The organism is Sphaerisporangium sp. NPDC049457 (assembly GCF_055586705.1).
On record NZ_JBVJHR010000027.1, the window covers coordinates 100,289 to 124,009 of the forward strand.

18 protein-coding genes and 1 pseudogene are annotated in these 23,721 nt (G+C 72.8%); 8 read left to right on the plus strand and 11 right to left on the minus strand.

The window, feature by feature from the left end; genetic code table 11:
- Position 1 precedes the first annotated feature (1 nt).
- Both ACZ6QO_RS34095 and ACZ6QO_RS34100 read left to right on the plus strand, forming a co-directional pair.
- Positions 2-3,691, plus strand: coding sequence for an ATP-dependent helicase (locus ACZ6QO_RS34095; RefSeq protein WP_465857039.1), 3,690 nt, complete (start codon positions 2-4; stop codon positions 3,689-3,691).
- A 219-nt stretch (positions 3,692-3,910) separates the two neighbouring features.
- A pseudogene (locus ACZ6QO_RS34100) lies at positions 3,911-4,030 on the plus strand (DUF4143 domain-containing protein); the annotation flags it as partial.
- 37 nt (positions 4,031-4,067) lie between these two features.
- On the opposite strand, the gene ACZ6QO_RS34105 reads toward ACZ6QO_RS34100, so the two are convergent.
- The 7 genes from ACZ6QO_RS34105 to ACZ6QO_RS34135 all read right to left on the minus strand — a co-directional run bounded on the left by ACZ6QO_RS34105 (position 4,068) and on the right by ACZ6QO_RS34135 (position 13,642).
- A complete protein-coding gene (locus ACZ6QO_RS34105; RefSeq protein ID WP_465857041.1) occupies positions 4,068-5,375 on the minus strand; it encodes a sensor histidine kinase in 1,308 nt (435 codons plus the stop codon).
- Between the two features lie 521 nt (positions 5,376-5,896).
- On the minus strand, positions 5,897-6,301 hold the full coding sequence (locus ACZ6QO_RS34110; RefSeq protein WP_465856981.1) for a hypothetical protein: 405 nt from the start codon (positions 6,299-6,301) through the stop codon (positions 5,897-5,899).
- A 614-nt stretch (positions 6,302-6,915) separates the two neighbouring features.
- The gene (locus ACZ6QO_RS34115) at positions 6,916-7,590 is read right to left on the minus strand and encodes a hypothetical protein (protein WP_465856983.1); all 675 of its coding nucleotides are present in this window, start codon (positions 7,588-7,590) and stop codon (positions 6,916-6,918) included.
- A 163-nt stretch (positions 7,591-7,753) separates the two neighbouring features.
- Complete coding sequence (locus ACZ6QO_RS34120) at positions 7,754-8,878, minus strand: alanine racemase (RefSeq protein ID WP_465856985.1); 1,125 nt, start codon at positions 8,876-8,878, stop codon at positions 7,754-7,756.
- Positions 8,875-10,755 (minus strand): IucA/IucC family protein, encoded by a 1,881-nt coding sequence (locus ACZ6QO_RS34125; protein WP_465856987.1) that lies wholly within the window; start codon positions 10,753-10,755, stop codon positions 8,875-8,877. The genes ACZ6QO_RS34120 and ACZ6QO_RS34125 overlap by 4 nt, the downstream gene beginning before the upstream one ends.
- Before the next feature lie 5 nt (positions 10,756-10,760).
- Entirely contained in the window at positions 10,761-12,497 is a 1,737-nt protein-coding gene (locus ACZ6QO_RS34130; RefSeq protein WP_465856989.1) for an IucA/IucC family protein, read from the minus strand.
- Entirely contained in the window at positions 12,494-13,642 is a 1,149-nt protein-coding gene (locus ACZ6QO_RS34135; RefSeq protein ID WP_465856991.1) for a siderophore biosynthesis protein, read from the minus strand. Before ACZ6QO_RS34135 ends, ACZ6QO_RS34130 begins: the two co-directional genes overlap by 4 nt.
- A 199-nt stretch (positions 13,643-13,841) precedes the next feature.
- Here ACZ6QO_RS34135 and nudC point away from each other — a divergent pair, with 199 nt between their 5' ends.
- Positions 13,842-14,819, plus strand: coding sequence for an NAD(+) diphosphatase (gene nudC / locus ACZ6QO_RS34140; RefSeq protein WP_465857043.1), 978 nt, complete (start codon positions 13,842-13,844; stop codon positions 14,817-14,819).
- Between the two features lie 210 nt (positions 14,820-15,029).
- Here nudC and ACZ6QO_RS34145 read toward each other — a convergent pair whose 3' ends face one another.
- Complete coding sequence (locus tag ACZ6QO_RS34145; protein WP_465856993.1) at positions 15,030-15,269, minus strand: mycoredoxin; 240 nt, start codon at positions 15,267-15,269, stop codon at positions 15,030-15,032.
- 94 nt (positions 15,270-15,363) lie between these two features.
- On the minus strand, positions 15,364-16,368 hold the full coding sequence (locus tag ACZ6QO_RS34150) for an alpha/beta hydrolase (RefSeq protein ID WP_465856995.1): 1,005 nt from the start codon (positions 16,366-16,368) through the stop codon (positions 15,364-15,366).
- A 213-nt stretch (positions 16,369-16,581) separates the two neighbouring features.
- Here ACZ6QO_RS34150 and ACZ6QO_RS34155 point away from each other — a divergent pair, with 213 nt between their 5' ends.
- The 5 genes from ACZ6QO_RS34155 to ACZ6QO_RS34175 all read left to right on the plus strand — a co-directional run bounded on the left by ACZ6QO_RS34155 (position 16,582) and on the right by ACZ6QO_RS34175 (position 20,632).
- Entirely contained in the window at positions 16,582-18,654 is a 2,073-nt protein-coding gene (locus ACZ6QO_RS34155; protein WP_465856997.1) for an ATP-dependent DNA helicase UvrD2, read from the plus strand.
- Complete coding sequence (locus ACZ6QO_RS34160) at positions 18,651-19,523, plus strand: acyl-CoA thioesterase (RefSeq protein ID WP_465856999.1); 873 nt, start codon at positions 18,651-18,653, stop codon at positions 19,521-19,523. Before ACZ6QO_RS34155 ends, ACZ6QO_RS34160 begins: the two co-directional genes overlap by 4 nt.
- A 101-nt stretch (positions 19,524-19,624) precedes the next feature.
- Complete coding sequence (locus ACZ6QO_RS34165; protein WP_465857001.1) at positions 19,625-19,984, plus strand: hypothetical protein; 360 nt, start codon at positions 19,625-19,627, stop codon at positions 19,982-19,984.
- A gap of 132 nt (positions 19,985-20,116) precedes the next feature.
- Positions 20,117-20,386, plus strand: coding sequence for a WhiB family transcriptional regulator (locus ACZ6QO_RS34170; RefSeq protein WP_354840558.1), 270 nt, complete (start codon positions 20,117-20,119; stop codon positions 20,384-20,386).
- A gap of 51 nt (positions 20,387-20,437) precedes the next feature.
- Positions 20,438-20,632, plus strand: coding sequence for a hypothetical protein (locus tag ACZ6QO_RS34175; protein WP_465857003.1), 195 nt, complete (start codon positions 20,438-20,440; stop codon positions 20,630-20,632).
- A 325-nt stretch (positions 20,633-20,957) separates the two neighbouring features.
- Here ACZ6QO_RS34175 and ACZ6QO_RS34180 read toward each other — a convergent pair whose 3' ends face one another.
- Both ACZ6QO_RS34180 and ACZ6QO_RS34185 read right to left on the minus strand, forming a co-directional pair.
- A complete protein-coding gene (locus ACZ6QO_RS34180) occupies positions 20,958-22,280 on the minus strand; it encodes an ABC1 kinase family protein (protein WP_465857005.1) in 1,323 nt (440 codons plus the stop codon).
- Positions 22,277-23,440 carry a ThiF family adenylyltransferase gene (locus ACZ6QO_RS34185; RefSeq protein WP_465857007.1) on the minus strand — a complete coding sequence of 388 codons (1,164 nt, stop codon included), beginning with the start codon at positions 23,438-23,440 and terminating at the stop codon, positions 22,277-22,279. The genes ACZ6QO_RS34180 and ACZ6QO_RS34185 overlap by 4 nt, the downstream gene beginning before the upstream one ends.
- Positions 23,441-23,721: the final 281 nt, after the last annotated feature.

The following is a 23,721-nucleotide window of genomic DNA, read 5'->3' on the forward strand; positions in this document are numbered from 1 at the left end:
GCTGATCAGCCCCGCCGAGCTGGCGGAGAAGCTCGGCATCCCGCCACCCACGCCCGAGCAGGCCTCGGTCATCGAAGCGCCGCTGGAGCCGACCGTCGTCGTCGCCGGCGCGGGGTCGGGCAAGAGCGAGACCATGGCCGGACGGGTGGTCTGGCTGGTCGCCAATGGGCTGGTGCACCCCGAACGCGTCCTCGGCCTCACCTTCACCCGCAAGGCCGCCGCCGAGCTGGCCGCCCGCGTGCGCAAGCGGCTCACCCGCCTCGCCGAGGTCGGCCTGGCCCCGGCCGAGCTGCTGGAGGCCGAGCCCACCGTGTCGACCTACCACGCCTACGCCGCCCGGCTGGTCACCGACCACGCGCTTCGCGAGGCGATGGAGCCGACCATGCGCCTGGTCAGCCCCGCCATCTCCTGGCAGATGGCGGCCCGCGTGGTGGGACGGTACGACGGCCCGATGGACCGCGTCGACCTCGCCCCGCCCTCCGTCACGGCCGCGGTGCTCGAACTCGCCGGCGAGCTGTCCGAGCACCTGCGCACCCCCGGCGACGTCCGCGAGATCGGCCACTGGCTGGACGAGCGCTACGCCCGGCTCGCCGGCCGTCCCACGCTGCCCCAGCGCAGGCCGGTCCGCACGCAGGACGTCCGCGAGCAGTTCCTGCCCCTGGTAGAGGCGTACGAGCGGGAGAAGCGCCGGCGCGAGGTGATCGACTACGGCGACCAGATGGCGCTCGCCGCCCGCATCGCCGACCGGCACGCCGAGGTCGGCATGATCGAGCGGGGCAGGTTCTCCGTCGTCCTGCTCGACGAATACCAGGACACCAGTCACGCGCAGCTCGTCCTGCTGCGGGCGCTGTTCGGCGGCGGCCACCCGGTGACCGCCGTGGGCGACCCCTGCCAGTCGATCTACGGCTGGCGCGGCGCCTCGTCCGGCAACCTCAAGCGCTTCGTCCACGACTTCCCCACCGCCGACGGCCGGGCCGCGCCGGTGCGCAGGCTCTCGGTGAGCTTCCGCAACGGCGAGCGGGTGCTGGACGTCGCCGCGCGCGTGCAGGCGCCCCTGCGCGCGGAGGCGCGCGAGGTGCCCGTGCTCGTCCCCGGCGGCAACCGCGTCGCGCGCGGGCGGGTCGTCTGCGCCTTCCACGAGACGGCCGACGACGAGGCCGCGTGGATCGCCGACGGCGTGGCCCGCATGCTCGGCGGAGAGACCGCGCCCGACGGCCTGCCGTGGGGCGAGGGCGAGCGGGACAAACTCCGCGACAAGCTCAAGCCCGGCGGCGCGTGGGGCGGCGCGATGGCGTTGCAGCCGCAGGACGTGGCCGTCCTGGCCCGCAAACGGGCCCAGTTCCCGGCGCTGCGCCGCGCCCTGGAGGAGCGTGACATCCCGGTCGAGGTCGTCGGCCTCGGCGGCCTGCTCACCGTCCCCGAGGTGGCCGACCTCGTGGCGACGCTCCGCGTCCTGTACGAGCCGACGGCCGGCGACGCGCTCGTCCGCCTCCTCGCCGGGCCGCGCTGGCGCATCGGCCCGGCCGACCTGAAGGTCCTCGGCGACCTGGCCAGAGAGATGACCACGGCGACCCGCGGCGGCCCCGCGCCCGAGGACCCCCTCGAACAGGTCGTCACCGACATGCGCGAAGAGCGCGGCAGCCTGGTCGACGCCCTCGACGAGCTGGCCGACCGCTCCGAGTGGCTGGAGAACTTCTCCCCCCTCGCCCGCGCGCGGCTGCCGCTGCTGGCGCACGAGCTGCGTGTCCTGCGCGCGCACGCCGGGCAGCCGCTGCCCGACCTGATCGCCGAGATCGAGCGGCGGGTCGGCCTGGACGTCGAGGTGGCGGCCCGCGGCGGAGGGCCGCTGGCCGCCCGCGCCGACCTAGACGCCTTCCTCGACGCGGCGTCCCGGTTCGCCGGCGACGCAGAGGACCCCACGCTGGGAGCCTTCCTCGCCTACCTCAAGGCGGCCGAGTCGGAGGAGTTCGGCCTGGAGGCCGGGCGCATCGGCGAGACCAACAGCGTGAAGCTCATGACCGTCCACGCCTCGAAAGGGCTCGAGTGGCCGGTCGTCATCGTGCCGGGGCTCTCGCAGCTCACCACCCAGCGCGGCGGCCTGGCCAAGGGCAGCGTCTTCCCCGCGACGCCCGCGACCAACTCCCGATGGACCGAGAACCCCCGCAAGCTGCCCTATCCGCTGCGGGGCGACCAGGCCGACCTGCCCGTCCTCGAAGGGCTGGAGAAGGACGACCTGGCCGGATTCGACGAGCGCTGCCGCGAACGCGACCTGATGGAGGAGCGGCGGCTCGCCTACGTCGCCGTCACACGGGCCCACTACCTGCTGATCGCCTCCGGGTACCGCTGGGGGACGGCCGCCAGGCCGCTCGAACCCTCCGACTTCCTGCGGGAGATCCGCGACTCCTGCGGCCAGGTGGCGTACTGGGCGCCCGACATCGAGGAGGACGCAGCCAACCCCCTGCTGGCCGAGCCGGCCTCGGCCGCCTGGCCGGCCACCCCGCAGGGCGAGCGCTACGAGGCCATCCGCACCGGCGCCGACATGGTCCTCACCGCCCTGGCCTCGGCGTCCGCCTCGCATCGGCCCTCCTCCGAGCACGACGAGATGTCCGCCAGGTCCGACGAGACCTCCGCCGTGCCCGGCGGCCCGCCCGCCGCCGAACTCCCCTCTGCCGCCGTCACGGAGGACCCCCTGTGGGCCGGCACATCCACTGAGGACTCCCTGTGGGGCGACACGCCTGCGGAGGTCTCCATCTGGGACGATCCGCCGTCGGACGACGACCTCCCTGAGGACTTCCCATGGGAGGACCTGCCCTGGGACGACGACGACCCTCCGCAGGACGACGCTCTCCGGGCGCACGACGCTCTCCCCGAGCGCGACGCCGTCCCGGAGGGGCGTCCTCCGGAGGACGCCCCTCCGGCGGAGACCTCTTCGCGGGACGTCGTCACGGCGCGGACTCCTCCGCAGGACGTCCTTCTGGCCGGCCTGCCGCTGAAAGAGTGGGAGCGAGAGCGCGTCCGGGCCTGGGCGCGCGACACCGAGCTGTTGCTCCGCGAGCGCGAGCAGAGCAGGCGGCGCGGCGGGGCGGTCGTCGAGCTGCCGGCCCACCTGACGGTGTCCTCGCTGGTCACGCTGGCGGCCGACCCCGCGTCGCTGGCCCGCCAGATCCGCCGCCCGCTGCCGCACAGGCCCGCGCCGCTGGCGCGCAGGGGCACCGCCTTCCACCGCTGGCTTGAGGGCAGGTGGGGCCAGCAGCGGCTGATCGACGACTTCGAGCTGCCCGGCGCGTCCGACGACCTGTCCGGCGTCGACGTCCAGCTCGCCGAGCTGCAGTCCCGGTTCGAGGAGAGCCCGTGGGCGGCCCTGGAGCCGGTCGACCTGGAGGTGCCGTTCGAGACGATGATCGCCGACCGGCTGGTGCGCGGCCGGATGGACGCCGTCTTCGCCGACGGCGACGGGTACGTGGTCGTCGACTGGAAGACCGGCGAACGCCCGCGCGGCGGCGCCGCCAGAGCCGCCTCGGTGCAGCTCGCCGCCTACCGCCTGGCGTGGGCCCGCCTGGCCGGTGTCCCGCTGGACAAGGTGGGCGCCGCCTTCCACTACGTCCGCGCCAACGAGACCGTCCGCCCCGTCGACCTCCTCGACGCCGCCGGCCTGGTCCGCCTCATCGAATCCGTCCCCAAAGACGGCTGACCGCCCGCACCGTCCCACCCCCGGCCCCCCTGCCCTCCCGGTACCTCCCCGCCACAGAACAGGCGCGATCGCGGAAGAGCGGCACGTGCAAACGCGGAAGACCGGCACGTGCAAACGCGGAAGACCGGCACGTGCAAACGCGGAAGACCGGCACGTGCAAACGCGGAAGAAATCCGTCTGCAGCGGCGGAAGCAAGTGACATCATCCCAGCATGAGGCCGTGTTCCTGATCCACCGGATCCCGGCCTGGGGGACGACGTTGGGCGCCCGGGTCTCCCGTCATCCCAAGGTGCACATGGTCGACTCCGGGATGCTGGCCTGGTTGCTCGGCCTCAACCCGGACAAGGTCGCGCTCTCGCTCTTTGGGCGTGAGGCGGTCACAGCGGGGGCGGGTGTTCCCGGAGGGGGAGGCGCAGGACGAAGCGGGCGCCGTGGGGGGAGTCTTCTACGCGCAGTGAGCCGTGGTGGGCTTCGGTCATCTCCCGGGATATGGCGAGGCCCAGGCCGCTGCCCGCCGGATCGAGGCGGCGGCCCTGCTCCAGGCGGGTGAACCTGTTGAAGACGCGTTCGCGGTCCTTGGGCGCGATGCCGTCGCCGTCGTCGGTCACGGCGAGGACCGCCCTGCCGGCGGAGGCGTGGACCGAGAGGGCGGCCTCGGTGTGCGCGTGCCGCTGGGCGTTGGCCACGAGGTTCTCCACCACGCGCATGAGCTGGACGCGCGACCCGGCGACCCACACCTCGTCATCGGCGCGGACGTGCACCGGGACCTTCCACGTCCGTGCGTCGACGACCTCGTACGACAGGGCGGTGAGGTCCACCGATTCCGGCGGGGCGGGGTCGGCGGCGCGCAGGCGGGCGAGCACCAGCAGGTCGTCGATGATCGCCTCCAGCCGGTCGGTGGTCGACAGGGCCGCCCGCATGGCCTCCTGCGGGTCGACGTCCTCGGGATGGGCGAGCGCCTCTTCCAGACCCACCCGCAGGCCGGTTATGGGCGAGCGCAGCTCGTGGGAGGCGTCGGAGGCGAAGCGGCGCTGCTGCTTGACAGCGCTTTCCAGCCGGGCGAGCGTCTGGTTCGCGGTCTCGGCCAGCATGGTGATCTCGTCCCGGCCCGGGGGCAGCGGGACGCGCTGGCTCAGGTCGGTGCCGGTGATCTCGGACATCTGCTGGCAGATGGTCTGCACCGGATGCAGGGTGCGGCCGAGCATGGACCAGGTGATCCAGCCGATCAGCAGCAAGATCGGCAGGGTGGCGGCGGCGATGCCGAGGTCGAGCTCGCTGCCGGCGAGGATGGACGGCTCGGGGATGCCGGCGTAGACGACGGGCGAGTTGACGGCCGGGGTCACGCGGATCGCCATCAGCATGGCGCATCGACCGTCGCCGGAGCAGCTGGTACGGGTCTGGAAGCGGTCGTCGGGCGGAGGACGGAGCATGCTGAGCGGAGGCTCGCCGGCGACGGCCTTGCTCGCGTCCACGACGTGGCCGGTCGCGTCGACGACCTGGACGAGGTCGACCTTGCCCTGCGTGGGGATGACATGCGGCACGGTGCCGTTGCGCACCGCCGCGCTCCACTGGCTGGCGACGCGTTTGGTCGCCTCGAAGGTGTCCACCTCGATCTTGTAGCGGATCGCCGCGTCGACGCTGGCCCCCACCGTGGCGAGGAACACGGTCGAGAGCGCCACGGCCATGAGGGTGCATCTCGCCCTGATCGAGTGGGGACGCTGGAGACGTCGCCCTCTCATGAGTCTTCCTGTCGCGGTCACCACAGGCGGCGCCGGCGCGTGGACGGGGCTCGCGAGCCGGCGATCGACGGGGACGGCATTGTGAACACTCCGATCACGGGGATGTGGGGAACGGGGGCTATGAAGGCCGAGGCGGGCACGCCGGGGGCTCGTCGGACGAGCGACGGAGCCGGCGACGTCCCGCGGCCACGCTCTCAGGCGACCTGTGGTCATCGGCCGCTTCGGCGGCCTCCGGTCGTCTTTGGAATGTTTCAAGCTTGTGACCTGCTGAAACAGTAACACTAACACCAGAGTTGAGTTACTCAAGGGAAAGAGTTGTTCAAGCCTTGCTCTCCGGTCCCGTGCCATGGGATCGTCGGCCGGATGGGCGCAAGCCCGCCTGTGACGCCCGGACGGCGTGCGCGGGCGCTTGGTCGCATCCGACCGCGCGACCAGACGCGACCGGACGGCGCCAGGGGGCCAGGGCGTCAGGGCGAGGCTGGTGAGACGGTCCGGGGGTCGTCCTCCGTCGCCGAGTCGACGCGCAGTTCGTCCTCGGCCAGCAGGGTGAGCCAGCGGAGGATCTCGGAGATCTGGCCCATGGGGAACTGGAATTCCGGGGCGTCGCAGGCCGGGCTGACCAGGAAGGCCGTGCCCCAGAGCCGCGTGCGGACCGTGACCTTGGCCCGCTCCTTCCCGTCCGGCCCGTACACGATCAGCTCGGACGGCCGGTAGGCGCGCTGCGGCGGAATGGTCTCGGTGCCGATGGCGAGCCGCATCCTCATGAAGATCCGGCAGTTGACGCCGTCCGCGAGCAGGTGGCGGCGCAGGAAGGCGAGCAGTTCGGCGTCCTCGGACGCGCGCTTCTCGGACGTGGTGTCGTCGGCGCTCATCGATATCGGCCCATTTTCGGTCGGTGAGAGGAGGCCGGCCCAGCGTCCTGGCCGGTCCGGGCGAGTTCGACGCGGGTGACGCCGGAGGCGCGCATCGCGCGGACGGCCCGCTGCCGGGCCACCTCGAACCCGCCGGAGCGGAGCCCGGTCTCCCGGCCCGGATCCGTTTTCCGGGGCGCATTCCGGCACCGCATTTGATGCCGCATATCGGAGTTATGTGTTTTCTCGGACATGGCACGCACCATCCTTACGAGGAATTCCCTTCTGACCCTTTCCCGCCCTCCTCCCGTCCCCTACCCTTCCTCAGGGAATGTTCGCAACAAACGTTGGACGCGTCGCGGTGGAGTTCGGCCGGCTCATATAGAGCGAGGACATGCCCGCTCGCGTGCGCAAATGGTCAGAGCCGTCCCCTGGCGCCTTGTTTCGGCGTGGCAATTCGGAAAAGCCGGGACGTTGCGCATATCGGCCGAGAACGGTTACCAGAACGCAACGGCCGCACGACGGTCATGGCGAGGATGGGCGAGAACGGAAAGCGCCGCCGCTGATCCGACCACGCGTGCGGAGGCGAGGCGCTGTGGCCACGGCCTGGCGGCGTCCTCCGGGGCGGCGCGGAGCTACGTCCGGGGAGCGCCGTACCAGCGCCACGTGGTGAGGCGCGGGCGCCCGGGAAGCTCACCGCGCCCGGTGGCCCACAGCAGGGTGGGCCACGGGTCGGTGGTGGCCGGCGCGTCCGGGAACAGCCGGGCGAGCACGCGCGCGCACAGATCGGCCGGAGGGTCGAAGGCCAGCCCGAGCCCGTTCGCCACGTCGTTCGTGTGGACCAGGGCCTCCACGACGCCCATCGCGGCGAACCCCTCCGCGTCGGAGGCCCCGTACACGTGGTAGGCGCGCACGTGCGGAGGCGTCGTCCGCACCATGGCGACGAGCAGCCCGCCGCACGCCTCCAGCACATGCGACAGCCCCTGCGGCCCGGCCGAACGGTCGGCGCGGAACGCGCTCTCGGGGCCGCCCGGCCGCAGGCTCCGCCACACGATCGGCGGCTTGTGGTCGGGGGAGGGCGTCCGGGGGCCCAGCCTGAGGGCGTAGGAGAAGAAGTCGTCGCTGAGATGCTGCATCGTCTCCCAGCAGTCCCATTCCAGCGCGCCCGCTCGGCGGTCCCAGGCGTCGGCCGGCACGTCCCGCAGGGTGTCCAGGACGAGTCGCAGGGCACGGTCGAGATCGTCCGCCGTGACGGCCGGCGGGGCGGGGGAGGAAGACGCGGATGAGCCCGCTTCAGCTGATCGCGACATGCCATTGACCGTACCCCGCCCGCCGGACGGATCCGCCGCCGTCGTGCCCCATCGACCGGACGGGTCCACCGCCCGTACCCGTCCGCCGGATGGGTCCACCGCCCGTACCCGTCCGCCGGATGGGTCCACCGGTCGTGGTGACCGCGCGTTCTCGCCGTGAACGTCAGGTCAGGTAGTGGAAGCCGGGCTTGGGGTGCATGAGGAAGTCATGGTGGGAGATCGTCCAGGCGTAGGCGCCGGCCATGCCGAAGGCCACGATGTCCCCCACATTTGCCGACATGGGGACCTTGCGGGCGAAGACGTCCTTCGGGGTGCAGAGCTGGCCGACCACGGTGACCGGCTCGCCGGACGGACCCGTGCCGGGGCGGCCGGTGGGCAGCACGGCGAACGGCTGGTCGTGGCCCTTGGCCACGGGAGTGCGCAGATGGTGGGTGCCGCCGGTGACCACGGCGAACACCTCGCCGTGGACGCGCTTCACGTCGATCACGCGGGTGAGGTACCAGCCGCAGTAGGCGGTCAGCGCCCGGCCCGGTTCCACGCGCAGCGTCTCGCCGGGGTCGCGCAGGGCGGCGAGGCCCTGCCCGTAGGCGTCCCAGTCGAACAGCTCGTGCGGGTCGTCGTACGACACGGCCATGCCGCCGCCGACGTTGACCTCCAGGGCCGGCAGGTCCTGGCCGAAGGCCGGGTCGCGGCAGAACGCCAGCACGGCCTTGGCCAGGTCGAGCAGCTCGGGAGCGCGCAGGCCGCTGGCCAGGTGGGCGTGGAAGCCGCGCAGGCGCACCCTGTTCTGCCCGCGCACCAGATCGAGGCATTCGCGCACGCCGGCGGGGTCCATGCCGAACGGCGTCGCCCCGCCGCCCATGGCCAGCGACGCGCCTTCGACCGGGACGGCGAGGTTCACCCGCAGCAGCGCGTCGACCGGGCCGGCGGCCTCGATGAGCCTGCGCATCTCGCCCGGGCTCTCGACGTGGACGCGGTGGACGTCCAGGGACAGCTCGGCGTCCGTCTTGCCCGGGCCGCCGAACGCGAGCCTGGCCTCCGGCAGCACCGACCGCACGTGCGCCACCTCGCCGCCGGAGGACACCTCGAAGCCGTCGGCGTACGGGGCCAGGGTGTGCAGCAGGGCGGGGTCGGGGTTGGCCTTGACCGCGTAGTACAGCTCGACGTCGCGCAGGGCCCGCCGGACGGCGGCGGCGTGCCGGTCGAGCGACGCCAGGTCGTACACGTACGCGGGGAGGGCGTCGGCGAGGCGTTCGGCGCGCTCGCGCACCCGGTCGGGGATCTTCACCCGGGCACCCCCGCGAACGGGTTGGCCACCGGGACGTACCCGGCGTCGCGGTCGGCGGAGCGGGCCCACCGGGTCGCCAGGTTGGCCTTCGCAGGCAGCGGGGCTCCGGCCAGCAGGTCGGACAGGGGCAGCGGCCTGCGGCGGCCGGCGTAGCGGGCGACGCGCGCCCTGGCGTCCGCCCACAGCTCGCCGAGGAGCTCGTCCCGGGCGTGCGGTGCCGCCGACCCTGCGACCGTGGCGGCGATCTCGGGGAGATGGTTCACCATGATGCAGTAGACCACGCGGTTCCAGCCGCGCGCGGCGTCATAGGTGGCCGCCATGGTGACCGGATCCGGAAGGCCGGACAGATCGTGGCGACCGGCGACCAGCTTCGTGCCCTCCATATCGCGAAATATGGCCTCAACTGGCATGCCTTGGGGGTCGATGCCGATCAAGACGTTCTGCAGATGGGGCTCCAGGACCACGCCGTGCCGGAAGTAGGCGTCGAACACCGGGAGCGCCACACGCTCCACGTACGCGCCCCACCACCGCACGGGATCCCGCCGCAGTGCGGCCACCGCCGCCGCGCCGCCAGGGGCCGCGCTCGTGTCCGCGTCCGCGCCCGGAACCGTGCCCGGGGCCGTGCCCGCGACCGCGCCCGGGGCCGTGCCCGGTGCGCCGGCCGGGGCTGCCAGGGCTCCGGCCAGGACGGGGGTCACGCCTGGCCCGGTGACCTCCCACGGGCTCGACCGGACGATGACCCCGAGCCCTTCGAGCAGGCGCGTGCCGAGCGCCGCCGACCGGTACCCGGGCTCGGGCAGCCGGCGGGTCCCGGGGAAGCGCCGCGACAGGTCGGCGAACACCGGCTCCAGTCTGCCGCTCAGCTCGGCGGCCGAGGCCAGCTCGTACCAGGCGTTCTTGCGCACGCAGTTGGTGATCCGCACGTCCAGGCTGAACTTCAGGCACTTGCCGATCGCCGGCTCGTACACCGTGCGCACCGAGGAGGTCGGGACGGCCGGGTTCGTGCCGTGCCCGAGGTCGACGAGCCGCCCGTCCGAGAGCGGGGCGGCCAACTCGGCGGCGAGCAGTTCGAGCTGCCACGGGTGCGCGGGAAGCAGGGTGTAGCCGGCAGGGGCCTGGCCCAGCCCGTCGAGGTCCTTCGCCTCGCCCCCGGCCGCGAGCACGTCGTCCCGTACGCCGAGCAGCCGCAGCGGGAACGCGGCGTGCGCCTCAGGCGCGTACCTGGCCCAGTTCGCCCCGTCCCTGGCCTTGGGGGAGGGGTGGAACGGGTGCCCGAACACCAGCGCCTGCTCCGACGCCAGCCACGGGTCGTCGGGGGCGGCCGCGCCCTCTCGTTCGCGCAGTATGACGGCGATCGCCGCCCGGCTGGCGGCGACCTGGCCGGCGAACTCCTCGTTGTGCCCGGGGCCGCCCACTCCGGACCCGCCGACTCCGAACCCGCCCACTCTGGACCCGCCCAGTTCGGATTCGCCCAGTTCGGACTCGACCAGGCGGACGAGGCGGTCCACCGACAGAGGACGCCACGCGCCGTGCGCCAGCCGCTCTGCGTGCCCGTCGAAGCGCAGCGCGAGCCCGCCGGAGGCCGGTACCCGGATGAGGGTGCCGGCCAGGCGCAGCAGCAGGTACGGCGCGGCGGGCCAGACCTGTCCGCGCGGCCCGGCGACCTCCCGCGCGCAGCACCGCAGCAGCGCGGCCAGCGTCGCCGCCTCCGCGACGCCGCCCCACGCCTTCTCCGCGACGCCGCCCCACGCCTTCTCCGCGACGCCGTCCCGCGCTGCGTCCGGGTCCTGCGCCCCGTCGGCTCCGGGGACGAGGGCCGCCGGGGGGACGGACGCGGAGACGCCGGGGGGTGAGCCGGAGGCGGAAGGGCCGCACACGCCGTTCAATGGTTCGCCTCTCTGCGGGGGTGGTGGCGCAGGTAGTTCGGCCCGCTCGCGCCGTAGTGCTTGTTGATGTCGGCCGAGACGATGCGCGAGCGGGCGGCCAGGGTCCCGGCGCTGACCATGGACTTGCCGACCAGGCGGGCCGCGTCCAGCGTGCGGGCGCGCAGCAGCCGTGCCAGCGGATGGCCGCCGTGCTCGGCCAGCGCGCTCTCCAGGGCCGGGACGACCAGCTCGCCGTGGCCGGCGCCGAACGCGACCGCGGCGGCGGCCAGGTGCAGGGTGATCGTGACGAACACGTCCGCGAGGGCGTGCGGGTCGCCGTTGAGCATGCGCGGGTCGGCGAAGCCCGGGACGTCCAGCCCCGCCGCGACGAGCCGTTCGGGGGAGGCGAGCAGCCCGTCGTCGTCCTTGACCAGCAGCCGCATCACCGCGCCGGCCCCGGCGTCCTCGTCGAAGACCAGGGAGAGGTTCTGCTGGTGGGCCTCCAGGGCGATGCCGTAGATGACGAACAGCCGGACGTTCCACGTGAACAGCAGGCGCAGGTAGTCGGCGAGCAGCGCGGACACCTCGCCACCCCGGTACCGGGCGGCCAGATGGTCGATCACCCGCCCGCCGCCGGGGAACGGCGCCGCCAGGGCGGCCACCGGGACGATCTCGCCGGGGGGCATGCGGCGGAGCATCCAGCCGAGGTGGTCGTGGCCCGCGTGCGCGTAGGTCTGCTCGTCGGCGACGAGCACATCGAGATCCGGTTCGCGGCGCAGCACGTCGCGCAGCAGCAGTTCGGCGCGCGCGCCGTCCTCAAGCGTGCCGGGCTTGATGGACCGCCGGTTGCGGGCTCCGAGCGTGCTCGTGGTCAGCGGCAGCTTGAGGTGCGTGCGCGGCTCCACCTCGACGGTGCGCATCGACAGGGTGGGACGCACCACCAGGTGAGGCTCGTCGAGGAGCGAGACGCCGGGTATCGCCCGTACGGCGGGCAGGGTGAGCGGGTGTACCGGGAACAGCGCGTGCGGGCCGTCCCCCGCCGGCCACCAGCCGGGCAGGCCGCCCGGGACCGCCGCCCCGCCGCCCGGGCCGGTCACCCGGTCGATCGGCACGGCCGCCCAGCGCAGGGGGAAGGACGGCGCGAACTCGGGCGCGTAGGCGGTGAGCTCCTCGTCCGTGAGGCCGAGGCGGGCGCGTGACGTCGGGTAGACCGGGTGGTCGACGAACGCGGCGAGCGTCTCGTAGGCGACCGACCGCCCCAAGGGAGCCGGCCCGGCCGTGGTGACGCCGGGCGGCCGGGCGGCCGGCCAGGCATGGAAGGCGGGGCGCAGCCGGGCCAGGACGCCGGCGCGGCGGGGCTCGTGCAGCTCGTACGCGCGCAACGCCGCGCGGCACTCCTCGGTGAAGGCCGCCACGCCGTCGCCGTCCCCGGGGTCGGCGGTCCGGGCGAGCACGTCGAAGACCTCGGCCAGCGTCAGCGACTCCTGCGCGGCGACCATGAAGTCCTGGTACAGGTGGCCGGGCGTGAGACGCACCCGCCGTCCCGACGGGAGCACGAGCTGCACGCCGTCCTTGGTGCGGGTCAGGCGGGCGGCCAGGCCGCCGTAGTCCTCGCGGATCAGCGCGTCCAGCACCCGGGCGGCCAGGTACGGCTCACGCGGTAGCGGTCCGCCGCCCGCCGGCATGCCGGACGGGTACGCGGGGGTCCGGAGGGCGCTGGAGGTGCCGCCGCGCTCGGCGGTGGCGGGCGTCACTCGACCACCCAGGGCGCGCGGGTGCGGAAGGCGTCGATGGCCCGGTCGACGGCGTCGCGCCCGGGACCGACCGCCCGGACGACGCCCAGGTAGTCGCGGTTGGTGCGGGTCAGCTCCACGACGTCTCCGAGGGAGCGCAGCGGCCGGTGGCGCAGGCGCACGCCGCCGATCGTCTCGGCCACATCGCCCGGGGCGGCCTTCACGACCCCGCTCCGGTCCGCGACCAGGCTCACCGCCGCGCCGTGGCCGGAGACGGGCGGAGGGGCCTCGGCGCGCTCGCCGAGGTGCACCCGCAGGACCTGCTCGAACAGCGGCACTCCGAGCAGCTCGGCGAGCAGGAAGTCGCAGGTGTCGCCGATGAGCCGGTAGTTCACCTCGACGATGCGCGGGCCGCGCGCCGTGCGGACGTACTCGGTGTGGCAGGCGCCGAAGCCGGCGCCGATCGCGGCGAGCGCGCGCAGCACGTGCTCCGCCGTCGCCGGGGGGTCCCAGTCGAGGCGTTCTTCCACGAAGTGGGGGAGGGGGCCGAGGGTCGTGCGGAACCCGCCGAGCACGTGCAGGGCGTGGCCGTCGCCGAGGGTCTCAAGGGTGTGCAGCGGCCCCTCCAGGTACTCCTCGACGACCAGCGTGGCGCCGGGCCGCCGCGCGCGGATCCCGGCGACGGCCGCGGCCAGTTCGCCCGCGTCCGCGGCCAGGACGACGTCCTCGCTGGCGACGCCCTCGCGCGGTTTGACGACGACCGGGTACTCCGGCACGTCGGGCGGCGGTTCGCCGGGCGCGAGCCGCGCGGACCATACCCGCTCCACCCCGGCGTCGGCGAGCCGCCGCCTGGTCAGCGCCTTGTTCTTGGCGGTGAGGCACGCGCGCCAGTCCTTGCCCGGCAGCCCGAAGTAGGAGGCGGCCAGGGCGGTCTCCGGCTGGATGTGGTCGGAGTCGGAGAAGATCGCGCCGGGCGGATGGTGACGGGCGATCGTGTCGATGATCGAGCGCGCGTCCCGGACGTCCGTCCGCAGTGTCTCCACCGCGGCGTAGCGCTCCGGTTGGTCGGTGAGCAGCGTCACCTCACAGCCGAGTGAGCGGGCGGCTGGGAGGAAGCCATCGGTGACCGAGTCGGTCGGATTGAGCGCGGTGACGTACAGCCGCACGCAGGGCACCCCCGGAATCAGGTAAGGCTAACCTAACCAAGCTGACCGGCTGAATCCTAGCCCCACCACGATCTCATCGCTGCCGGACATGGTAATCACGCCGTATGTCCGTGTTGTGGCCACGCGTTGGGCATTTAGGTCGGCCATCTCCGGCGGCATAGGATGACAATCTGCCGGGAGGGAGAATCGCGTGGGGGAGATCTCGCAAGGCCAGCAGCTGCTCGGCCCGCTGCTTCTGGCGCGAGGGGGCGTTGACCGGTCCGCTTTGCACCGCAACGATGAGGCCTGGCTGAAATCCGCCTGGTCCGACCCCGCCACCCGCGTCCTGCTCATCAGCAACGGCAACACGCTGGTCCGCCGCGACAATGGCACGGCCGGCCTGGTGTTCATGTCTCCGCAGCAGGCGCCGCCCGGCGAACGTTACCTGCTCGGCGTCGACCCCGCAGGCGTCGCCTACTTCGCCGTCGCGGTCGAAGGCGAGCTGCCCCTGCCCCCGGCGGCGCCGCTGCCCGAGGGCACCGAGGTCGCCGAGGCCATCCAGGACGTCCCCGACTGGGCCGACGTCGCCACAGAGGGGCTGCGCAAGGCGGGGGCCGCGCTCGGCGACCGCGACGCCGGCCTGCTGGTCAACGCCGTGGCGCTCGAAGCGTGGCACGCCACCCACGAGCACTGCCCGAGATGCGGCGGCCGCACGAACATCATCGCCGGCGGGCACATGCGGGTCTGCCCGAACGACGGCAGCCAGCACTTCCCCCGGGTCGACCCCGCGGTCATCATGCTGGTCCACGACGACGACCGCTGCCTGCTGGCGCGCGGGCCGCAGTGGCCCGAGGGGCGGTTCTCGGTCCTGGCGGGCTTCGTCGAGCCCGGCGAGTCGCTCGAACAGGCCGTCGCGCGCGAGGTCTTCGAGGAGGTCGGCATCACCGTCGCCGAGCCCCGCTACCTCGGCAGCCAGCCGTGGCCGTTCCCGCGCAGCCTCATGCTGGGGTTCTTCGCGAAGGCCACGACCACCGAGATCACCCGCGACCCCGACGAGATCGCCGAGGCGCTCTGGCTCACCCGGGCCGAGCTCGGCGCCGCCGTCGAGAACGGCGACATCCGGCTGCCGCCCGGCGTCTCCATCGCCCGCCGGCTCATCGAGACCTGGTACGGCTCCTACCTTCCCGGCGACTGGTGAACCACGGCCGGCCGCGCGAGGCCGCCTGACGGCGAAGACCGGGAAAGCGCCGGCGGAAGAACGCCTGAGGCAGAGCGCCGGCGGGGGCGGGAGAACGCCTGAGGGGCAGCGCAGGCGGGGCGGGAGAGCGCCGGCGGAGAGCGCCTGCGGGAGAGCGCCGGCGAGCGGGGGCCCGTTCGCCGGCGATGGGACGAGTGCGCCGCGTCAGGCCTAGGCCTGCGCGAGCAGCCCCTTCAGCCTGATGACCGAGGGGTTGGTCAGGGTGGTGCCGTCTTCCAGGACCACCGTCGGGACGACCTGGTTGCCGCCGTTGACGCTCATCACGAACTCGGCCGCTTCCGGGTTGGCCTCGATGTCGATCTCCTGGAAGGAGATGCCTTCCCGCTTGAGCTGGCCCTTGAGTCTCTTACACGGACCGCACCAACTGGTGGTGTACACCTTGAGCGCCATAGCCTCATTCATCCCTTCGTCGTCGGCATCTGCTGGCAACACCGCCGCTCTCGCCGGTGTTCCCGCCGTCCCGCCGCCGCCGGCGCGCGCAGCGTCAGTGCGTGCTGACCTTGCGCAGGGACGGAAGGTGACCGGAGGTCGTCCCCTTGGGAGTGGCCGTCGACCGGGGCGCGGCCGGCGCGGCGAGCTTGCCGGCGACCCACTCGCGGATGCCCTCGGCGACGCCGGGCTCGCGGTAGAGCGGCGCGCTGTGGAAGTACCCCGGCACGACGCGGATGTTCATCGCCACGCCGACCTGGTTGAGCTGTTCCTTCAGCAGCTCGCTCTGGTAGGGCGGCACGAACTCGTCGGAGGAGTGCACGGTGAGCACCGGGGCGTCGTGCCGGCTGGCGTGCCAGGGCACCTCCATGCTGGACCAGACCTTCGCGCAGGCGCCGGTGGGACGGCAGCCGCCGGCCAGCGCGATGGCGGCCTGGCGGAGCTTGCGCTGGTCGAAGTCGGCGCCCTCGTCGCCGTCGGAGTATGCCGTGAGCGGTGAGATCACCGGAGAGACGCCGACGACGCCGCGCAGCCCCGGCAGGCCGTCCTTGTAGGTGCCGACCGCGGTGGCGATGTGGCCGCCCGCCGAGAACCCGATGATGGCGTAACGGTCGGGGTCGAAGGAGAAGAAGTCGGCGTGCCTGCGGGCGGTGGCGATGGCGGCCAGCGTGTCGGTGCGCTGCGCCGGCCAGGAGGCCTCCTGCGACAGCCGGTAGTTGATGTTGAAGACGGTGTAGCCCATCGCGGCGTACGCCCGGTTGACCTCGGTCATGTACTTCTTGTCGCCGCTGTTCCACCAGCCGCCGTGGATGATGAAGACCCCTGGCCTGCGCCCGGCGTGCGGCTCCCACCACACGTCCATGCGCTGGTGGGCCGACTGGCGGCCGTAGGAGTAGGTGCGCACGATGGTCGAGGCCAGCGCGTCCTCGTTCGGGATCGGGGCCGTGCTCGGCGTCGGAGTCGGCGTCGGCGTGGTGGTGGCACCGGCGGGCTGGACGGCCGCCGGTGTGAGGAGGACGGTGGCCAGAGCGAGCGACCCCACCGTTACCGCGCTTCTCACTGGACTCTTCCTTCCCCGGAAACCATGGCTCCTCATTGTGGAGCAAATCGACGTGCTTGTGCACGCACGATCGTCTCAGCGATGCACAGCCGAGAGCGTAAAGGGCGTACATGGGAGGGCTCACAGGTTGTGCACATGCCGAGCGACGCGCGCGGCCGGCTGCTGGAAGGATGATGCCAGCACACCGTCCGCATCGCACGTTAGGAGGCCCAGTTGGAGCGCGAAGACGCCCTCGCCGGGCTCGACCCGGAGCAGCGCGAGGTGGCCGAGGCGGTGCGGGGGCCGGTGTGCGTGCTCGCCGGCGCCGGCACCGGCAAGACCAGGGCGATCACCCACCGCATCGCCCATGCCGTCCGCACCGGCGTCGTCGACGCGCAAAGCGTGCTCGCGGTGACCTTCACCACACGCGCCGCGGGCGAGCTCAAGCAGCGCCTGCGCTCCCTCGGCGCCCACGGCGTCCAGGCACGCACCTTCCACGCCGCCGCGCTGCGCCAGCTCACCTATTTCTGGCCCCGCGTGATCGGCGGCGACCCGCCGAGGGTCGTCGAGTCCAAGCTGCCGCTGCTGGTCGAGGCGTGCCGCGTGGTGCGGCGCGCGCCCGACCGGGCCGAGCTGCGCGACGTCGCCGCCGAGGTCGAGTGGGCCAAGGTCACCCAGGTGGCCCCAGAGGAATACGCGGCGCTCGCCGCCAAGGCGGGACGCACGCCGCCGATCCCCGCGCAGGAGGTCGCCCACCTCTTTGATGCGTACGAGACGCTCAGGCGCCAGCGCCACCTGGTCGACTTCGAGACGATCCTCGAACTCACCGCCGCGGTGATGACCGAGCACGCCGAGGTCGCCGCCGAGATCCGCCGCCAGTACCGCTATTTCGTGGTGGACGAGTACCAGGACGTCAACCCCCTGCAGAAGCTCCTGCTCGACACCTGGCTGGGCGGCCGCGACGACATCTGCGTGGTCGGCGACCCCAACCAGACCATCTACTCCTTCAGCGGCGCCACCCCGCGCTATCTGACCAATTTCGCCGTCGAGCACCCCTCGGCCGCGGTGATCAAACTGGTGCGCGACTACCGCTCCACGCCGCAGGTCGTCGGCCTGGCCAACAGCGTGCTGGCCAAGGCCCGCACGCCCCACCGGCTCGAGTTGGTCGCGCAGCGGCCCGACGGGCCCAAGCCGGTGTTCGCCGAGTGCGACGACGAGCCCGCCGAGGCCGCGCTCGTCGCCGCGCGCGTCAAAGAGCTGGTCGCCCAGGGCGTGCCCACGCGCGAGATCGCCGTGCTGTTCCGGGTCAACGCCCAGTCCGAGCTGTACGAGCAGGCGTTCACCGAGGCGGGCGTGCCCTATCTCCTGCGCGGCGCCGAGCGGTTCTTCGAGCGGCCCGAGGTCCGGCAGGCCGTCGTGCTGCTGCGGGGCGCGGCCCGCTCGGCCAACGACGAGCAGCCGCTCGCGCAGGCCGTCCACGACATCCTCGGCGGCATCGGCCTCACGGCCGAGCCGCCGGGGGGCGGCTCGGCGCGCGAGCGGTGGGAGTCGCTGAACGCGCTGGCCGAGCTGGCCGAGGACATGGCGTCCGAGGGCGGCGATCTTCCGCGTTTCGTCGCCGAGCTGGAGCGCCGCGCCACCGAGCAGCACGCCCCGCCGATCGACGGGGTGACGCTCGCCTCCCTGCATGCCGCCAAAGGCCTCGAATGGGACGCCGTCTTCCTCATCGGCCTCACCGACGGCATGCTGCCGATCATCTACGCCGAGAGCGCCGAGCAGATCGAGGAGGAACGGCGGCTTCTCTACGTCGGCATCACCCGCGCCCGCGCTCATCTGCACCTGTCCTGGGCGCTGGCCCGGTCCGCGGGCGGCCGCAAGGCCCGGCGCCCGTCCCGGTTCCTCGACGGGCTCACCGGCGCCCCCGCGGCCGCCGCCACCGGCTCCGGCCGGTCCGCCCCCCGCGACCGCCGCGCCGCGCAGGCCCGCGTCGCCGCGCCGATCTCCTGCCGCGTGTGCGGCAAGACCCTCACCGCGGCCGCCGAGCAGAAGCTCGGCCGCTGCGCCACCTGCCCGGCCGACTACGACCAGGAACTCCTTGAGCGCCTTAAGCTCTGGCGTACGAAGGCGGCGAAAGAGGCGAAGGTGCCGACTTACGTCGTATTCACGGACGTTACGCTCCAGGCACTGGCCGAGCGGGTCCCCGCCACCGAGGAGGACCTTCTCGCGATCGCCGGCATCGGGCGCGTCAAACTTGAGCGCTACGGCCAGGCGGTCCTGGACATCTGCCGCGGAGGGGAAGTGACGTGAACGAGGCGCTCAAGGAGGTCCTCGACCTGCTCGATCTGGAGCAGATCGAGCAGGACATCTTCCGGGGCAGGAGCCCGGGAGAGCGCATCCAGCGGGTCTTCGGCGGGCAGGTGGCGGCACAGGCGCTGGTCGCGGCGGGCCGCACGGTGCCGGCCGACCGCACCGTGCACTCCCTGCACGCGTACTTCATCCGCCCGGGCGACCCGGCGGTCCCGATCGTCTACAACGTCGAGCGCGTGCGCGACGGCCGCTCGTTCACGACCAGGCGGGTCGTCGCCATCCAGCACGGCAAGGCCATCTTCACCATGTCCGCGTCCTTCCACGTCCTTGAGGACGGCGTCGGCCACCAGGCGGCGTCCATGCCGCAGGTGCCCGGCCCCGAGACGCTGCCGCTCTTCCAAGATCGCATGCGTGACCTCGTCGGCGACCAGGAGCCGTGGCGCGAGTGGCTGGCCAAGCCCCGCCCGGTCGACGCCCGTTACGTCACGCCGCTCACCTGGGAGGCCTACCGCGATCCTTCCCTGCGCGGCTCCGAGACGCAGGTGTGGTTCCGGTACGACGCCGACCTGCCCGACGACCCGTTGCTGCACGTCGTGCTGGCGGCCTACGCCTCCGACTACACGCTGGTCGACACGGTGCTGCTGACGCACGGCCTGGCGTGGGGCGCCTCCAACCTCACCGGCGCCTCGCTCGACCACGCCATGTGGTTCCACCGGCCGCTCAAGGTCGACGACTGGGTGCTCTACGCCCAGGAGTCGCCGTGGTCGGGCAACGCGCGCGGTCTCGCCCAGGGGCAGATGTTCACCGCCTCCGGCGACCTCGCGGTCTCGGTCGTGCAAGAGTGCATGATCCGTGTCGTAAATCCGTGAAATAGCAGGTAGAAAATGTGTTGCCGGGTCCCCCGGTCCACGTTTAGAGTCATGCACAAGCCGGTCGGACGACCTCGTCCGACCCCGCAATCGCCAGGGAGGTGACCACCGTGAAGCAGATTCTCGTTTCGACATGCGCCACGCCGTGGCTCGCTTCCCAGCATGGCAGCGGCATGCGCATCGCCGCCCCGTTCATGGGCGCCGCCCGCGTCGCCGCTCCGATCGCCGCTCCGATCGCCATGGCCGCACTCGGCCTCGCGGCCGATGGCCCGGCGAAACTCCGACAGGAGAAGTCCGCCCGCATCCGCCTGGCTGCGGCCGCCTTCACCTACGACACCACCGGAATGGTCACCGACCACCCGGCGGCCTTCGGCCGTCCGGTCGGCGACGAGCAGACCACGAGCACCGCCAATGGTGGGGTGCAGGGTCCGCCACCCTGGAGGCAACCGGTCATAACCTGACCGGTAGACAAAGCGCCTCCAGGCCGCGGATCCGTACCAGGATCCGCGGCCTTCTTGTTTTCCCCGGCCGCCGTATCCGACCACCTACGAGGTAAACGACCAGATCAACCAGCAAACAGAGAGGTGACGCAGATGGCGGTTTGGACGACCATGGACCTGGTCGACGAAGCCGATATCCCGTGTCGTACCGACCCCGACCTGTGGTTCGCCGAGTCCCCTGAAGACGTCGAATTCGCCAAGGCCCTCTGCGGAGGGTGCCCGATCCAGAAGGCCTGCCTCGCCCGCGCGCTGGAGCGCGAGGAGCCGTGGGGCGTCTGGGGCGGCGAGCTCGTCCTTCGCGGAGCCGTCGTTCCGAGGAAGAGGCCGCGGGGCCGTCCCCGCAAGACCCCGGTCGCAGCCTGATCCACCAGCACAGACATTCCACCTGCTACACGACCTGAAAGGGCCGCCACAATGAATTTCCTGCCTACCTGGAGCACCGAGATCCCGTATATCCGCCAGGAACTGGTCCGTGACCGAATACAGACCTTGCACGCGGAGGCGGAGCACCAACGCCTCGTCCTGCGTCTCAAGCGGATCCGACGGGCTCGCAAGCAGGCGGACCGCGCCTCCCTGCGGCTCAGGCACGCGCTGGCCCGCCTGGCCTAGCGTCCCGGCCCGCACATCGCTCCGAACGGCCGCCCGACTCCCGCCGGGCGGCCGCCGTCCACAGGGTGGGCACTCACCTCCCACCCCGCCCGGCCACCTGCCTCCCGCGGTGGCCGCGTCGCCCGCGACAGGGTGACCCAGGGGCGGACCGGCCCGCACGGCCGGTCCGCCCCTTTTCGTGGTGCGCGGGATGATCGGCGCACGTCGATCGGAGGGAACAGGCCATGGCCGACCCGAAACCCGCCGGCTCGGACGGCGCCGAGCCGGCGGACCTGCGGCGCAGGCTCGTCGAGCTGGTACGCGATCGCGGCGGGCCGCTCAGCGGTCAGGCGGGGGCGGGGTCGTCGTCGGCGAAGCCCGGGACCCAGCGCACCACCTCGTCGCGGAACCGGGCCGTGGTGCCGAGCTGGCACAGCACGCCGATGCCGGCCGCGTGGACCCTGTTGATCAGCACGTAGGACGGAGGCAGGTTGAGCTGGCGCACCACGTTGTTCGGCCGCAGGTCGGTGACGGTGGCGAACTGCCGCTGCAGCCACTCGCGGCTGAAGGTGAACTCCTCCACCTGCGTCGGCTCGACGTAAGGGGCGAGGAAGGCCCGCAGCGCCTCGGTGTCGACCTCGATGTGCGGGCGGATGAACCCCTCGTCCCGCAGCCCCTGGACGACGGTGCGCATGTCGCCCTTGTTGAAGATGCGGGTGAGCGTGCCGAAGACCTCCGGATATCCGTCGGGCATGCGGTTCACCGCGCCGAAGTCGAGCACGCCCAGCCGGCCGTCCGGCAGGACGCGGAAGTTGCCGGGGTGCGGGTCGGCGTGCAGCATGCCCGCGCGGGCGGGGGAGCTGAACAGGAACCGCACGAACAGCAGCCCGGCACGGTCGCGCTGCTCCTTGGTGCCGGAGGTGATGATCTGCGAGAGCGGGGTGCCGTCCATCCACTCGGTGACGATGATCTGCTCGTTGGCGGCGATGACGTCGGGCACGCGGAAGTCGGGGTCGTCGTGGTAGGCGGTGGCGAACGCGTGCTGGGCCTCGGCCTCACGCAGATAGTCGAGCTCCTCGGCCACCCGCGCTTTCAGCTCGCCCAGCACGGCCTTGATGTCGAGCCCCGGCAGCAGCACCCCGAAGAGCTTGCCGAGCCGGGCGAGCTGGTTGAAGTCGGACAGCAGGGCCTTCCCCGCCCCCGGATACTGGATCTTGACGGCGACCTCCCGGCCGTCCCGCCAGACCGCTTTGTGCACCTGCCCGATCGACGCCGCGGCCGTGGGCGCGTCCTCGAAGCTCAGGAAGTGCTCACGCCAGCCGTCGCCGAGCTGCTCGGCGAGCACGGCGTGCACCGTCGAGGCCGGCAGCGGCGGCGCGGCGTCCTGGAGCTTGGTGAGCGTCGCGCGGTAGGGCCCCGCGATCTCGGGCGGCAGCGCCGCCTCGAAGATCGACAGGGCCTGGCCGAGCTTCATGGCCCCGCCCTTCAGCTCACCGAGGACGCGGAAGATCTGTTCGGAGGTGCGCTGCTGGATCTCTTGCGCCACCATCTCGGCGGACTTCCCACCGATGCGCTTGCCGAGGCCCAGCGCGGTGCGGCCGGCGAACCCCAGGGGGAGCGTCGCCAGCTTGGCCGAACGCGTCACGGCATGTTGGGGGAAGTCGCTCACGCGACCATTGTTAGCGGACCGAAGTGGTTTCGACTACAACGACAGCGCGGATGGGCTTCCCAGGACCGCTTTTTCCAGCGCCAGTCAGGCATTACGTCAACTGTGCTGTTGGTCACAGTGGGCGCCAGACCGTCGACACAACCCAGAGCGTGACCCGCCGCCTGCGCCGCGACCAGCGTTGACAGCACCGTGTCGCAGGCGATCTCTCCGGCCGGGAACCCGCCGAGACGGGCCCCGACCATCGGCCACGACGGGTCGCGGTCACGCCGGATGAGATCGAGGCAGCGCAGGCACGAGGTGACCCCGGGCAGCACCAGAGGCCCGACCGAGCCGACGCCCTCGCCCGCGGTGGCCAGCAGGTGCGGGACGCCGAGCGCCACCAGCTCTCGGGCGACCACGCCGTCGAGCGGGCCCACCGGCGCCAGGACCACCAGATCGGGACGACGGGCGCCGTCCGCCAGGTGGGAGGCGGTGGAGCCCGTCCAGGCGTTCACGCCCGGGGCCACTCGCCGCGCCGCCGCGACCGCGCCGGCCTCCCTGCTGCGCCCGGCGTCGGCGAACGACAGCCCACCCGGCACGACGTCCTCGTGCCGGGCCGTGGCGGGGTCGACCACGCACAGATGGCCGATGCCCGAGGCGGCGAGGAGCACGGCGATCTGGGCGCCGACCCGGCCCGCGCCGTAGACCCGGATGTGCGCGGCGCGGCGGCGTTCGAGGGCGGTGCGCCCGCCGTCGCCCGCGTCGGCGCCCGACAGGGAGAGCGCGTCGAGGTCGGGCCCGAGCCGGTCGCGCTCATCGGAGGACAGGCCGCGCAGCGGCGCGGGACGCGCGGCGGCGTCGTCGAGCACGCCGTGCTCGGCCAGCAGCGCGACGACCCGCCGGACGGTGGTCTCGTCGAGATCGCTGCGGGCGATCAGCTCGTCGAGCGTGCGCGTGCCGTCGAGGTCTTCGACGAACCGGCGCACGCGGGGCTCCAGATCGGTGAGCACCACCGCGCGCAGCGGATGGACGCCCAACTGGAGGGTGCGCTCGTCACGCCGCAGCCGGCGCAGCGCCGGCTTCAGCCGCGGCCGGACGGGCGCCCGCGGCGGCCGCCGCTCGTGAACCGGAGACGGGCCTGCCGCCGACGACGGAACGACCGGAGACGGTGGGCTCACCATCGGCGACGGATTGACAGGAGACGGTGGGCTCACCGCCTGCGACGGGACGTCGGCGGACCGCGGGACGGACGGGGACGCCGGGACGGCCGGAGAAGGCGGGGCGCCTGGAGTGGAGGTCACGACGCGCAGCCTGGCACGGACGCCGCCCCGCCCGGCGGCCGTCGTCCCCACCTGTGGATAAGTTTTGCGCGCATTCACGGAGATCCGCGACAGTATGTGGGACAGATGAGGGGGCTGAGTTGGCTGAACAATGGACGAACGCGGATTGACCAGCGAAAACG